This window comes from Paenibacillus sp. Marseille-Q9583, assembly GCF_976954365.1.
Genome location: NZ_CDRJTB010000030.1, coordinates 12491 through 26215, shown reverse-complemented (window position 1 = coordinate 26215; position 13725 = coordinate 12491). Strand labels below are relative to the sequence as shown.

The window sequence follows — 13725 nt, the reverse complement described above, 5'->3', positions numbered from 1 at the left end:
GTCATCACCTTAGTGGTAGTCCAGTTTAGGTCTGGCGAGAATAGTGCTGATCACAAAAGAAATAAAAAGACCGGAGACGATCACCATCAAAAAAGAAAGTCCTACTGTAGTCTCAAACTGCAATTGGAAGTAGATATCAGGCTTCAGCATGTACATAAAAGTTCCAACCGTTGATACCAGCACCAAAAGATTCCCGTATAAACCAAGGCTAATCGCATCTCTACTTCCCGCTTTTACAGTCAAAATCGTTTCCCTCTGTTGCTCCATAGAACGGTTTAACAGCATCAGCGAGCTTTTTAAATAACGGGTCCCTTCCTTCTCCGCATAGAGCAGATCCGATATAAATTCTAGGGCGAAGGTAGTGCCAATCGCATTAGAAAATCTCCCGGCTTCCTCAACAAGCTCCTTCTCATTACTGTAATTGGAAAATGCAGCCCCTAGCAGCTTCAAGGGACCCTTCAGCACATTCTTATCCGTAAGAAAATCCGCTGTCCGATCGAGAACAGAATCTACCGACAAGTGAGTGAATTTGGTGGAGATTTTGACGACATCGAGTAAATCATAGCTTCCATGCACCTTCCTCTGTGCGTAGATGTATCTCATACGAAAATAAGGAATCGTCGCAAAAATCACAGCCATAAAAAGTGGAAATCTCCAAGCCCCCTGAATCGAACGCCCTTCATTAAAAGTTATCCCCTCCAGAAAAGGATTGTTAAAGCTCAGTTGCCCAGGAAGCTCGCTTAGCGTTAGTAGTCCTGATAGAAAAACCGCGATAAACACTATTGCTGTACGCATGACAAAACGCATAACGCTAATTCCCGGCTCATACTTTTGGTGTACGAAATATAAAAGATTATCTAGATGACGGTAGAGCCACAGCCTTTTTTTCACCGAGCTAACTCTCTTGCCAAAAATACTCATTTTATGTTTGATACGAAAATCGAATTTCTGACCTACCTGTCGTAAATGCCGTTCGATTAGCGGTTTAATGAGCAGCCAAATTCCCCATACAATTAACAAATGAAGGATAAAACGAAGAATATACAATAATAAATCCACGGTTTCACCTCCTCACTCGTTAAGAATGATCTTAGATTTCAAGCTTTCTTTGATAGGCTGATCCATTGGTTTTGCTGCTGCAAGCCGTCCCAGCTCTTTCTGGAGCAACTGTGTTGCCTGCTCATTTTTCCTAGTCATTTTCAGAATCAGGTTCTTCGTCAGCTTGTCATTATAGGACCAACACATCTTCTGGGGTTCCCAGCGCATCAGATCATTCGCAAATACAGAGTTCTTCTCCTCGTCATAAAAGACTTCCGATATTCGCGTTAACCGCTTCTTCCCGTTCGGAACACTTTCCAAAATAAAGACCAGCTCGCATGATTTCAGTGCAGAGATCAAATGCCCCTTAAGGCTCCCGCCAATCCTTGTCGACACGGCAAAAGCGCCTTGATAAGGAATATCCTCCGAATCAACGGTGTGGAAGGTTCCGGTGATGCCGTCATACCCTTTTTCCCCACTCCACAGATAAAATTCCCATTCGTTATACCGCATTTCCGTCATATACAAAATGTTTGGGTCATGCCGCAGTGACTCTACCCCTACCTCCATCAATTCCTCATTCGCAGCCTGGATTGGAATAATTCGGTGCCCTTTAATCTGGTAAGGTAAAATCGACTCCGGATGCTTCTCTATCATCACTACACCCATACAGGATGAAGATCCGAGCAGTTGCTCGCCGACGATCGTATTTGCAAAGGTTGTTTTTCCCGAGCCTACAGCGCCCGCAATAATGGTATTGCGAAAGGTAGATGATAACGCCCGAATCATTCCAACCGCTTCCGCAGGAATACATTCCGTACCCGCCTGATCTTCTAGACTCAGAAACTCTACAACCTGCCGCCGTAACGATATTGTGGTGAAGCCATCCCATACTCTCGGGGATACCCAAATGGCAAGCCTAATAAATCGACCAGGCCAGAGCGGGTCATCCATTTTAAACTCCACTGAAGGGTTGTCCTTGTTCAGCTTTTTGTTGGGATCACTTTTTAATAAGGAGCGCTTTAACTGTTCAACCCGATCTAATGAAGGCATCTCATATGGATAAGCTACAAACTCACCTTTCTGGTTATAAAAGATCTGCTTTCCGATCATTTGTAGCCCGGTTGATTCACTGTATGCACGATCCGTAAACCAACGATACGCCGGACCAAAACCCTTCCATTCATGATAGAGCGCTTCTGCAACCGTTCGATATGCCTCTGGAACCTTGCCCGTAAAGGGTGTCTTCCGTAAGTATTTCTCTATCTCATTCATAAAAAAACTAACCGCCTGTGGATCGCCAATTAGCGCCTTCGCATTTAACTCGAAGTATGCATCATCCTCACGTTCCAGCCCTTCGTTCATATCGTTTTTCATCTTTTGCAAAAATGCATAAAAGTCTTCCTTGCCTGGTTTGCTCATGCGTAGGATACTTTGTTTTAGAGAGAACAACGGACTATTCAGCTGATTTCCATTCATAGGAATATACCTTTCTTTTTAGCTTCTGGCGCCAGGCTCATGGACACGAGCAGAGAATGTACTTTATCATCCACATGCTGCAGCTCTTTTTTGCCTAGTGGTAAGCTTTCCTGTAAGGGCTGGTAATACGGTAGCTCCAGCAAGATTTCAGTCCCAAAGCGAAGCGCTAGATTTTTAGGAGAAGATATTTCCTCCACATTATTGCGGTTAATAATTAGTTGAAAATCATGTGGACGTAGATCCATATGCCCAGCAAGCTCTAGTAGAGGTTCGAGTCTGTATTCATGCTTTGGATGAGTGACAATCATACGCAGTGCCGATTTGTGCATTCCGACATACCATGCAGCACTTTCCGGAATAGAGCCGAAGTCAGCAATAACCACATCTGCATTTGCCCCAGCCCTAGCCAAAAAATATTCAATCTCATCCTCCAGATAATCTTGTGCACTCAAGTAATCGTAATTTCCTGGGAGATACGAGTAACCATCTTGCTTAATCAATTGCTCAAAATCCTCATCATGAATCATCTTTCCTGTTAGCCTTGATCGAAGCCTATCCAGACTAATGGTAGCTTTGCGGTCATAGCCGGGATCATATAAATCAAGTCCAAGGACAATAACACGAAAGCCTGCCGCGGCAATTCGTCTTGCGAACAGTTTGGCTACACTAGTGCAGCCGATCCCCGGACCAGATCCAAAAAAACCAACCAGATTACTTCGTTCCTCCCCATCCTCGTCTAGAATAAAGCGAATCTTCTCTATCACCACTGACGAGGTAGAACGAGGAGGGATAAAATAGATCCCTAAGCTTTCACACAGCATATGTACAGCTTGGTAACCACTGATTCCCTTTTGCAAATATACATATAGGATCGTTGAGCTCGGATAATTCCGGCGCAGTTCGCTAAGTGACTGAGCTTGAATCTGGTCACTGGTAACCATGAGCATATGCCCTCCTGCATGAGATGGATCAGGAAGTACACTTTGTGTAATTACAATGAATCCTGCATTTTTGATATCATTAATGGTTAACTGATCTATGCCTAGACTAAATATTTTCAAGACTCTTCCCTCCTACTCGACCCGTACGATCCACAGCTTCTTTCCCTGCTCCAAAAATTGTCCGAGCCGCTCGCCATCACTTTTCTTCAACTTCAATTCTGGTGTCGCCACCTTGCCAGTCGAAGTGAACCGATTATTGTTGTTTCCCTTTTCTGAATCCAGCACATCATTATTGTCTTCGGTTCGCACATAATTCACGGTGACTCCAGATATAAACACCTCCTTTGCAGGTTCACTAATTGAGCTCTGCACGATCAGTTCCTCCTCTTCCTTCTTGTTTGGGCTAAGCGATTCACTCCTCCTCTCCCGGTCTCCATCAACAAGATAAATATCTACCTTATCCCGGCTGCGCAGTGAACCATTGATGGCATAGATCGCTTCCTTTGGTATAGGAAAAATCCCTTCATCTTTGAGGGGTTCTAAATCACTAACATCCACTAAGGATGCCGTCAAAATACTTCCGTTGGTCAGATTTACATTCGTAATTTTGTGCTCCACTTGTGCGATTTCTGTAATTACACCTGAAGGTATATCCTTGGTCTGAACAGAATCCAGATATAAATCACTTGCTTTCAGCTCATAGTTTTTTGGAAGAAGCTCCCCGCCTTCCACCTTGATTTTGACCACAGTTTGGGATAGTACGTAGGGCTTGAAATAGAGATCATAGCCTAGCAATCCGCCGACTCCAGTAATCAAAATGAGACTTGCGAAGAAATAATTGCGTTTCAACAGTTGCCTACGCTGTAAAGCCAAGCCTTCCACCTCCTCAAAAACACAGTTTTGAAAAACGACAAAAAGCAACTAGGCGTAAATAGCCAAGCTGCTGGTAAAATTCTTTTTTACCTGTAGAGATTTAGAGAGCTATTAGATTATAGAGTTCCGGTAAAAGCGCTCAGGTTCATACCATAGGCTCTCACCGGAAAACAACCTTTTACTTAAACACTACGGTCTTATTTTGATGGACGAGGATCCGATCTTCGATATGCCACTTCACCGCACGAGCCAGAACAACCCGCTCAATGGTGCGTCCAATCCGCTTCAGCTCGATGACATCATCACCGTGGCTAACCCGCTGTACATCCTGTTCAATAATCGGGCCACCATCAAGCTCTTCTGTAACATAGTGAGCAGTTGCTCCGATAATCTTTACCCCGCGTTGGTACGCTTGAGCGTAAGGATTACCGCCAACAAAGGCTGGCAGGAAGGAGTGATGAATATTAATAATTTGGTGGCGATAGTGCTCAATAAACGACGGTGAGATAATCTGCATATACCGAGCCAGAATTATAACATCAATGTCGTCTCCGATGACCTCAAGCTGACGTTTTTCCGCCTCAGCCTTAGTATCCGCTGTAACTGGAATATGGTGAAAAGGAATGCCGAAGGATTCGACATACGATTTCATATCTAAATGGTTGCTAACGACGAGAGCGATGTCGGCTTCTAGATCACCAGCTTGCCACTGCCAGAGTAGCTCCACAAGACAATGGTCTTCTTTAGAGACAAATATAGCTAATTTTTTCTTATGACGAACATTGAAAATTTTCCAGTTCATCTTGAAACGTTCAGCCACCCCGCCGAACAAAGAACGTATCTCTTCCAGACGATCTCCTAATTCTGGAAGGTCAAACTCAACTCTCATGAAGAACATTCCGCCATCTGGATCCATTGTGTACTGATCCGATTGCACAATATTCGCGCCATGCTGATACAGAAAGTGTGATACAGCCGCCACGATTCCCGGTCCGTCAGGACAAGAAATGAGCATACGCGCCCGGTTGGAATAAGACTCAACACCTGACGAATTGTTTCTTTTTACGTGTAATTCCATGATCCTCATCCCATCCTCTCATCTACATGTGCAATCTGAAGTCTAACTTATGCGTGAACGAGCACTTACTTGCCTGCTAACCATGCAATCAAGCGATGATTAATGGCTTCCTCGCTCAATTGCGGGAACAGCTCGGCAGCGATGACTTCATCATATAGACGCTCCAGCGGTTCACGTGGATCAGCTTTTTTAGCCTTGGCATCGTTCTTCAGCATCTCCCAGACATTAAGCACAAATTGACGGGAATCGATCTCCTTATTAGCAAAAAAATCACGCAGTTTTTCAACATCCTCTATAAACTCCGGTCCAAATCGTTCCGCTACGTTACCACGGAGCAAAGCAATCTCTACCTCATACATCGGACGCTGTTTCTTCGCATCTTTACCAACCCATGGCGTCTCAAGAATGAATGGCAGACCTGTCAATTTCTCATGATGGACGATTTTGTTAATCGTATCAAAACCGATCCAACCCGAACCAATTGGAGTGTGACGGTCTTTACCTGCTCCACATGGATTTTTGCTGTCATTGATATGGATAACCCCAAGACGATTCAAGCCGATAATCTCATCAAACTTGTTAAGAACGCCATCCAAATCATTAACGATATCATAGCCAGCATCATGAATGTGACAAGTATCAAGACATACGGACAAACGCTCGTTATGTTCAACCTTATCAATAATAGAAGCAATCTCCTCGAAGCTGCGTCCGATCTCTGTTCCCTTACCAGCCATAGTTTCTAGGGCGATATGAACTTCCGTTTCATTGGTTCCCCCTAGAACCTCATTAAGGCCATCTGCAATCCGCTGAATGCCGTATTCTGCATCCTTATCAGTGAATGCACCCGGATGTAATACGATATGCTTGACCTCAAGTGCGTGCGTACGGCGGATTTCCTCTTGTAAGAAATCAACGGCCAACTGATACGTGTTCTCTTTATAGGAAGCGAGATTAATAATGTAAGGTGCGTGGACGACAATCTCCTCCACACCGTTTTCTTTCATTGCTTGCTTTCCTTCAACCGGATACATGGCATCAATCGGCTTGCGGCGCGTGTTCTGTGGCGCTCCTGTATATATCATAAATGAGCTGGAACCATACTCATTTGCTTCATTTGCTGCGGTCAAAAGACCCTTGTCCGAGCAAGACACGTGTGAACCTATTTTCAGCATACTTCTTCCCTCTTTCCTTCACGAATTACCCCCTATTCTACCGTGATCAGAAAAATAAATCTAGACAAGGTCAATATGCTGGGTTCTGCTTCGCAAAACTTTGGAAATAAGCTATACTTTAATATAAGATTAAATTATGTGAGAATACTCATTGCCAAAAGGTGGTGTATGCATGTCTATCCAATCAGGACTTGGTTTATTATCCGCAACACCGAGCAATTGGTTCATGAACTCTATCGCTTTCTGGACATTTATGCTGCTGGGTTCCATGTGTATCGGCGGTTTTTTTATGTTCCGGAAATTCCTAAAGGTGTTGCCGAAAGCTGATGGAAAATCAAAGCTGGACTGGCAAAATTACTGGGTAGAACGCAGCCGTTCACTCTGGAGTGATGAATCAAAAGCTTTCTTAGACCAGCTTGTTCAGCCTGTGCCTAGCCCTTTTCGCGATATCGCCAAGCATTCCATTGCTGCCGAGATCGGTAAGATCGCTGTGGAAAGTAATGCGAAAGAGGTTACTCGTGATCACTGCATTAAAGGTTACATAGCCGCCACGCCACGGCGTGACAATCGTTTCCTCGTCAATTTTCTTGAAAAGAATAAAATCGACTACTCTGCTTACCAGCATTTGTTCAAGTGATTGATAATCTGATGTTGTGTTCAGAACGGAGGCCAACCTTTATGAAATATGTAATATGTGGCGGCACCGGTTTCATTGGCAGTGAACTAACAAAATACTTGCTACAAGCAGGAAATGAAATTGCAATCGTCGGTCGCAATCTACCTAAAGCTGCGCCATATCATCCTAAGCTGACTTACCACACATGGGACAGCCTAAACGCTGATTCAACACCCGTGGAAAATGCGGATACTTTGGTCAATCTTGCTGGAGCTTCTCTCAGCCAACGCTGGAGTCAGAGCGGCAAAAAGGCAATTATGCAATCCCGTCTTTGGGCCTGTTCCGCTGCTGCTAAGCTACTCGCCCGCTTGAAACACAAACCTTCTGTAGTCATTCAGGCATCAGCTGTGGCTATTTACGGAACCTCCTTGCAAGATACCTTTAATGAATCATCACCAGCCCATGTCATGGACTTCCCTTCTGACGTGGTTAAGACATGGGAAGAAGCTTCAGATGAAGCATACAAGAATATCCGTATGATCAAGTTGCGTACTGGGGTTGTGCTCGGCAATGAAAGCGGTGCTTTCCCAAAAATGAAGCTACCTTACTTACTAGGTTTTGGTGGTAACATCGGAACGGGAAACCAGTGGGTCTCCTGGATTCACCTGACGGATATCGTCCGTCTGATTGATTTTTGTATTCAGAATCCCGAAATTTCCGGACCTGTTAATGCGACTGCTCCACATCCGGTTACGAACGAAGAGTTCGGGAGAACGATTGGCAGAGTGTATAAACGGCCACATTGGTTCCCACTACCTGCCTTCCTATTAAAAGCAGCAGTAGGTGAATTGTCTGAGATCTTGCTCAAAGGACAACGCGTCCTTCCATCGGCGGCATTAGAACAGGGCTTTAACTTTACCTTCCCTACACTTCAAACCGCTTTAGAAGACTTGAAAGGCCAAAAATAGCAGAATCAACACTCTTTGCTTGCGCTCTTCATCCCATGTGGAATGTGTAGCTTCCTTTTACAATCTTGAATACGGTCCCCTCTGACAGCGGGTACTCTTTGTAAGGGATCATGGCTTCGCCTTGAAAAAGCGTTCCATTTCTGGAGTCCAGATCCTTAAGTACGTATCCGCTTGGGCTCCTAGATATCTCCGCATGTACTCTTGAAGCTCCTTCTGACCTTTCTACATACTGAGCTACTTCTGCCGATCGGCCAATGATAAAGCTAGTTCGGTTCAACGCTATGGTTTCCGACTCTGCCTCTTCCTCATCGCTTCTTTTGAGATAAGGAACATTTCGAGCTAGCTTCTCATTTCGTTTGTCTTGCTCAGGTGTTTCCTCCCGTGATAATAAAGCGGTCGGGGCTATTGGACCTGGTGATATTACAGAACTATCCTCCTCTTTCCTTGATTCAGATTGCACAAATGGAAATTTAGATAAAGGGTCGGATGGATGCTGATCTCCCTTTGGAATCGATGCTGCTGGACGTACAGTGGTCACAGGATTCCTACCGAAATCCCACTCCAGTTCTCTTCGATTCGGACTCCGGTTTGTATCTTCAGAATCCTCACTCGTATGTTCCTTTTCTTCGCCACTTCCAAACCTTATCCTTTCGTTCCATATCATCCAGCTAAAAGTAGCCAAGGCAATCGTTGCCATTCCACAAACGGCTAGCCATAACGGTTTTGGGTTATTCAAATATAGGAATTTCCATAATAATGCATCACCCAATAAGCAACCTAGAATAATATAGGTTCTTGAGCTTGAGGGTTGTGAATTCGTCAACCTAATCTCGTCTGTAGACCGAAGAGACCTTTCCTCTTCTTTCAACCTAAGATTCGGACTGGAATAGCTGTTTAACCACGGAGCTGAGTTCTGCTGCGTACGCAGACCCTCCTCCTCGTTCCGCTCACTCTTTTTTTTCTGGGGAGCAGCTACCTCATTCACAAACAGTTCCCTTACTCTCTCTTGCATTCGTCTTTCAGGCTCTGCCGAACGTACTTCTGTCATCTTAGGTGATGTGTATGCCATTTCTGCGATACTACTGAATTGTCCTTTACTAGAGTCGCCCTCTGTCAACAGCTCTGAGAGAAGACCCTTTAAGCCCGCTGCCGTAAATTCTTCTTCCCCACAGTATTGCAGCACTCTTTGAACACCACTCCCAGTAAGCTCTGTGATAGAAGCCATCATCACCATGATCAGCGATTTGAGAGACTCTCCCAGCCTAGAAGCAGGCTCATTCCCCTGCACAGGGATATAGGTGAGATATACCTTACCACTCTGCAATGATCCTTCAATAAAAATATAATCTTCATGCAAAGCATACTGATCCGCCCGAAGCATATATAACCTGCCATCTTCCATCCCTTGCGCAATTTGCAGAAGTAATCCAAAAAATGAGGTCATGCTCAACTTCTCACTTTTGAGCAAATGACTGAGCATTTTTTTACGCAGAACAGCATATTCCATCGTAACCTTTAAATCAATTTCCCTAAGTAACAACCTTAAATGATGAGGAATGTCAGTGTTCATCAGCATACGAGCTTGAACCATATTAAGCTTACCCACCGGCATTCCTTCTGGTTCGCCAAGCATCATATATATACCGTCCTGCTGCATAAAGTCACGGGATAATCCGTACAACAAGCATCACCACCTCCTATTTTAAAAATAAAGATAAGCGCAAATGGTACCGGGGACTACAGCCAGCATAAAGGGAAATCTCAACAGCTCACTATCTTTATTTCTTATTAGGAATGAACTCTTCAATATTATAAATCCGGAAATTGAGTCAAAGATCCTGCGCGTACGCCTGCCTGTCTCCCGTCTCTTTAAGACAATTAGCCAGCCTATCAAGGCCCCAAACAGTACGGAGTACATCACAACCTGCAATGTAAATAGCATTCCTGTCCACGCCCCAATCCCGGCAAAAAGCTTAACATCCCCTGCACCAACCGCCCCAATCAAATGCATAATTAGAAGCACTGCAAATCCTGCAGCGGCACCCACACCAGACTTAAGCAGTCCATCCCAGCCGTTCATCAGCGCTTGAGCAAGCAGACCAGCAAGCAGGCCTGAGACAGTGATCCAGTTTGGTATTCTCATCGACTTTATATCCGTAATAAATGCAGCTGCCAGAAACGGCAGACATCCCCAGAAGGCCCACTCCGCCATGGATTACGCTCCTTTCCCCTTCACTCATTTCACTACTGTGAACAACACCTCAATAGATCTACCGTCATCGAGCTGAATTACAAATGGCCACGAGCCCGGTGTGGTATTCACACCAATTTTCCACTCCCACTCGATATATCCGTCCGCATCCGCTTGTTTCCATCCTAAATATTTAGCAGTGCTTCCCCCGCTTTTATAAAAAACGGATAAGCTAGCGGAAGCATTCGGCGGAATTTTAGCACGAACTTTGCCTTGCTTATTGGCTACAGCTGGATTCGGTTTCTCCAAAATCTTAATAAAATCCTCTGGTTGACCAGTGCCGTCATTGCCCTTATTTGTACCCTCTCCTGTATCCCCGATCCAAAGACGTTCAACAGCACTTGCCTCAAGTACAATGCGTTGGTTTAGAAAGGGAACCTTCATCGGCAGCTCATAGCTAACAACCAATCCAAAGTAAGGTCGGGTACCCTTCTTTAACTCAGGCACGATAATGTTGGATACATGAATTCGATCATAATCCAGTAAGTCTGATGACAGATACGGCTTTAATAGGGGTTTTATCGCTAGATCCAGTACACTTTCAGAGGTCTCAGCCTGTAGCTTCTGCAGAGGTCCCTCGCCCTTCTCTAAAGCTGACATGACCCACTCATTCAGCGGCTTAGGTAATGACATTGCATAACTGCTGCCCCAATCTGTAAGTGACAAGCGAGGAATCGTCCAATTCGATTCGGCTTGATTGCCAGCGGATAGGTCGGTGCCATCCTTCACTGGATTAGCGCCAGCTTCGCTTGTTGCTCCCCATTTCTGCACTGCCAAAGCTGCCGGGTACATATGCGTTGAAATAGATTTCACAGTATCAGATGCTGTGCTTTGTAAGGCTGTTGAATACAAGGTCATCTGTACGATAGAAATTAGGAACAAAACAAACAGTAGGAAGATCGGAAGTACCATCGCCGCTTCTACTACCATGCTGCCTTCTTCCTGCGTCTTCCTCCTAATCCGGTACCCGTCCCCCATATCCTTACCAACCTCCTGCTAGTATGAAAAATCAACCTGCACTGCTCTCATATATGTACTGCCTTGCACTTCTCCAGAATACCCAGCGCTATAATCCAATAGCTTCACAACACCCGGTAGAAACCATAGCCGCATTCCAAGCTTAATATTCGATGAGACATACGTACTTCTTTCATCTGAATTTATTCCTGTGTTCAGTCGAATGAGAGCCAGCATCCGAGATAATTGAATATTCCCGCCTCCATGCAGCATCATGAACAGACGCAAATGATCGCGATAAGTCAGCTGGGCTGGTAAATATTTAGACAGTGGTATGGAATCTTTCTCACAGAGTAACAACATGTCCTGAATAGCTTGCTGGATGCCATACAACAGTGCTGCGGCCAAAATCGCCAATGGGTTTCCTAAACTTGCCTTCTCAATAAAACCTTCCATCGTTCGAATAGACAGCCGCATAGCGAATATTTCAGCATACGCTGCGGCTACATTTCCTGCGGGATTATGGAATCCATAAAGTATGTATTCCAGCTCTTGTGCTTGAGGATTTAACTGGTCTGTAAGTTCGGCTGTTCCCTCAGAACCTTGTGCTAGAGTAGCTAACTTGGAAACATCAAAATGTTGAAAATAGAGAGCAGAATACTCCGTTTGAAAAAGTCTATCTCTAGCCCCTCCCATAATGCCACCCATCGCTGCATAGATTCCGTCCATATCGTCCATCGCCGAACTCCCAGCAGTATACGGGTTAGTGCTTACTTCAGATTTAACAAGTGGATCTGATACTAATTCCTTATTAAAAGCAATATTCTCCTCGTAATATTGACGAAGTGTTTGATAGCTTTCCAGAGAATCTGTCACTCCGTTACCCATCATTCGAATCTTATTAAGCAATGCTTTCGCTTCACCCAGCTTCGATTTTGCTTCTCTCTCCAATTGCTTACGCTCTTTATCTGAGCTACGGTGCTGTTCGATTAAAGCCAAATCACTAACGATAATACTTCCCTTCTTACCGTAATTCTGCAGATAGTTATTCACTACGCGTGAAGCTTCAAGAACAGAAGAGATCATTTGATAGGAGTCACCATATTCACTCAAAGCTTCATACAGCACACCCGACATTCCTGCTACGGTCGGTTCAATGGCCACGTAAGCGCTTTGCTGCATAGATATACTATTCTCCATTTGACTAAGATCAGTTGAGGAGAGAATCAGTGCATCTTCCTGCTCACGCAGCTTTTTAAGCGGGTCTGAGCTTATCTCTCCTGAGCTCGCCGGAATATCCCAGTCATTAGCAGGATCATTTGATAGATCCACCCCCTCCATTCGTGACTGTTCCAATATATTTCTCATCTCGTCATTCAATTGCTCTGCCTTCTTTAACGCTTCATTCGCTCCCTCCATTGATCTTTCATGATCTTCACGAAAAGCTGTTAATAAGGCAGGAAGCCGCGATAACATTTCAGTAGTTCGACTCCGGTATAGAGACAATTGATAAGTGTACTTTGCAGGCTTTTTACTATCACGATAAAGATCATCGTAATATTTCCCAAGATAGTCACTATACTGTGCGGGAATATCCGCCGCTGATTGCATACTTCCGAGTGAACTGGCAGAAATGGACTCTGCAGGCGGATTCATAATCCATTGAAGTAACCTTCTTCCACTCTCCGCAGCTTGGCTTCTCTGCTCTAACATAAGATCCAAAGCCTCTTCTCGCTCGTCATATAACGGCTGCAGCTTACTGAGTAGTTCAGTAGCCCGTGAGGCCTCTGCCATTACTCCTGACATCGGTTTGAATTTACCTGCCAATTCTAAAGCAAAATCCACCGGAGCCTTATACTTCATTTCCTCCAGTATTTGTCGACTCACAACATCATAGCTACCCAGCGGCCTGCTCCATTTCAAAGATGACGATTCCAAAGCGAAGGGTACAAGGTTGAACGCGTCACCCCTACCACTTTTATGCATATTATCATTGAGTACCTGAGATAGCAGCATATCTCCGTCACTCTCTCCAAAGGCGAATAAACCATACTTTTCTCGTAGCTCAACATCGTAAGATGACATTACAGAGCGAACGCTAGCCCTCGCTAGACGTTCCTCCTGAACATTGAAGGCAGCAATCCGCGCATAGTCAATCAGCACAGCGGTAAATAAAAAGACGAAAGCCAGTACCATAATTAAAAAAATTGAGACTGAACCGTCCGTTTTGCCCTTACCCTGCTTCTGTTTCTTTCGACTCTTACCGCTAACAAGGCAACTGGTAAAGATGCTCCTCATCAAAACCTCCCTCCTTACCCCTACCTTCAATAGATACAAGATCCATTAGCA

The 13725-nt window shown here is 44.7% G+C and carries 12 protein-coding genes; 2 read left to right on the top strand and 10 right to left on the bottom strand.

Annotated features, from left to right (window positions below; all coding sequences use genetic code 11):
* Nucleotides 1-9 precede the first annotated feature (9 nt).
* The 6 genes from ACWNM1_RS15250 to ACWNM1_RS15225 all read right to left on the bottom strand — a co-directional run bounded on the left by ACWNM1_RS15250 (nt 10) and on the right by ACWNM1_RS15225 (nt 6584).
* Entirely contained in the window at nt 10-1059 is a 1050-nt protein-coding gene (locus ACWNM1_RS15250; protein WP_449601586.1) for a hypothetical protein, read from the bottom strand.
* Nucleotides 1060-1071: 12 nt separating this feature from the next.
* Entirely contained in the window at nt 1072-2517 is a 1446-nt protein-coding gene (locus ACWNM1_RS15245; RefSeq protein WP_449601585.1) for a hypothetical protein, read from the bottom strand.
* Nucleotides 2514-3578, bottom strand: a complete 1065-nt coding sequence (locus ACWNM1_RS15240) for a hypothetical protein (RefSeq protein WP_449601583.1) — start codon at nt 3576-3578, stop codon at nt 2514-2516. Before ACWNM1_RS15240 ends, ACWNM1_RS15245 begins: the two co-directional genes overlap by 4 nt.
* 12 nt (nt 3579-3590) lie before the next feature.
* A complete protein-coding gene (locus tag ACWNM1_RS15235) occupies nt 3591-4331 on the bottom strand; it encodes an SAF domain-containing protein (RefSeq protein ID WP_449601582.1) in 741 nt (246 codons plus the stop codon).
* A gap of 178 nt (nt 4332-4509) precedes the next feature.
* Nucleotides 4510-5409, bottom strand: coding sequence for a formyltetrahydrofolate deformylase (gene purU, locus ACWNM1_RS15230; protein WP_449601581.1), 900 nt, complete (start codon nt 5407-5409; stop codon nt 4510-4512).
* Between the two features lie 65 nt (nt 5410-5474).
* Nucleotides 5475-6584, bottom strand: a complete 1110-nt coding sequence (locus tag ACWNM1_RS15225) for a deoxyribonuclease IV (protein ID WP_341061338.1) — start codon at nt 6582-6584, stop codon at nt 5475-5477.
* A 172-nt stretch (nt 6585-6756) separates the two neighbouring features.
* Here ACWNM1_RS15225 and ACWNM1_RS15220 point away from each other — a divergent pair, with 172 nt between their 5' ends.
* A complete protein-coding gene (locus tag ACWNM1_RS15220; protein ID WP_449601580.1) occupies nt 6757-7221 on the top strand; it encodes a DUF2621 domain-containing protein in 465 nt (154 codons plus the stop codon).
* 41 nt (nt 7222-7262) lie between these two features.
* Nucleotides 7263-8168: a TIGR01777 family oxidoreductase gene (locus tag ACWNM1_RS15215; RefSeq protein WP_449601578.1), complete on the top strand. Its 906-nt coding sequence runs from the start codon at nt 7263-7265 to the stop codon at nt 8166-8168.
* A 28-nt stretch (nt 8169-8196) separates the two neighbouring features.
* Here the strand turns inward: ACWNM1_RS15215 and ACWNM1_RS15210 are convergent, their stop codons facing one another.
* Genes ACWNM1_RS15210 through ACWNM1_RS15195 form a run of 4 tightly spaced genes read right to left on the bottom strand, consistent with a single transcriptional unit; the run spans nt 8197 to nt 13674 of the window.
* Nucleotides 8197-9852 (bottom strand): DUF6382 domain-containing protein, encoded by a 1656-nt coding sequence (locus tag ACWNM1_RS15210; protein ID WP_449601577.1) that lies wholly within the window; start codon nt 9850-9852, stop codon nt 8197-8199.
* Nucleotides 9853-9870: 18 nt separating this feature from the next.
* A complete protein-coding gene (locus tag ACWNM1_RS15205) occupies nt 9871-10380 on the bottom strand; it encodes an A24 family peptidase (RefSeq protein WP_449601575.1) in 510 nt (169 codons plus the stop codon).
* 24 nt (nt 10381-10404) lie between these two features.
* A complete protein-coding gene (locus ACWNM1_RS15200) occupies nt 10405-11397 on the bottom strand; it encodes a TadE/TadG family type IV pilus assembly protein (protein ID WP_449601574.1) in 993 nt (330 codons plus the stop codon).
* 18 nt (nt 11398-11415) lie between these two features.
* The gene (locus ACWNM1_RS15195) at nt 11416-13674 is read right to left on the bottom strand and encodes a hypothetical protein (protein ID WP_449601573.1); all 2259 of its coding nucleotides are present in this window, start codon (nt 13672-13674) and stop codon (nt 11416-11418) included.
* Between the last annotated feature and the right edge of the window lie 51 nt (nt 13675-13725).

What these genes read in the sequence shown, in the direction of transcription:
- ACWNM1_RS15195 (WP_449601573.1), bottom strand. Translation starts at nt 13,674, where the DNA reads ATGAGGAGCATCTTTACCAGTTGCCTTGTTAGCGGTAAGAGTCGAAAG.
- ACWNM1_RS15220 (WP_449601580.1), top strand. Translation starts at nt 6,757, where the DNA reads ATGTCTATCCAATCAGGACTTGGTTTATTATCCGCAACACCGAGCAAT.
- ACWNM1_RS15215 (WP_449601578.1), top strand. Translation starts at nt 7,263, where the DNA reads ATGAAATATGTAATATGTGGCGGCACCGGTTTCATTGGCAGTGAACTA.
- ACWNM1_RS15225 (WP_341061338.1), bottom strand. Translation starts at nt 6,584, where the DNA reads ATGCTGAAAATAGGTTCACACGTGTCTTGCTCGGACAAGGGTCTTTTG.
- purU (WP_449601581.1), bottom strand. Translation starts at nt 5,409, where the DNA reads ATGGAATTACACGTAAAAAGAAACAATTCGTCAGGTGTTGAGTCTTAT.
- ACWNM1_RS15200 (WP_449601574.1), bottom strand. Translation starts at nt 11,397, where the DNA reads ATGGGGGACGGGTACCGGATTAGGAGGAAGACGCAGGAAGAAGGCAGC.
- ACWNM1_RS15245 (WP_449601585.1), bottom strand. Translation starts at nt 2,517, where the DNA reads ATGAATGGAAATCAGCTGAATAGTCCGTTGTTCTCTCTAAAACAAAGT.
- ACWNM1_RS15205 (WP_449601575.1), bottom strand. Translation starts at nt 10,380, where the DNA reads ATGGCGGAGTGGGCCTTCTGGGGATGTCTGCCGTTTCTGGCAGCTGCA.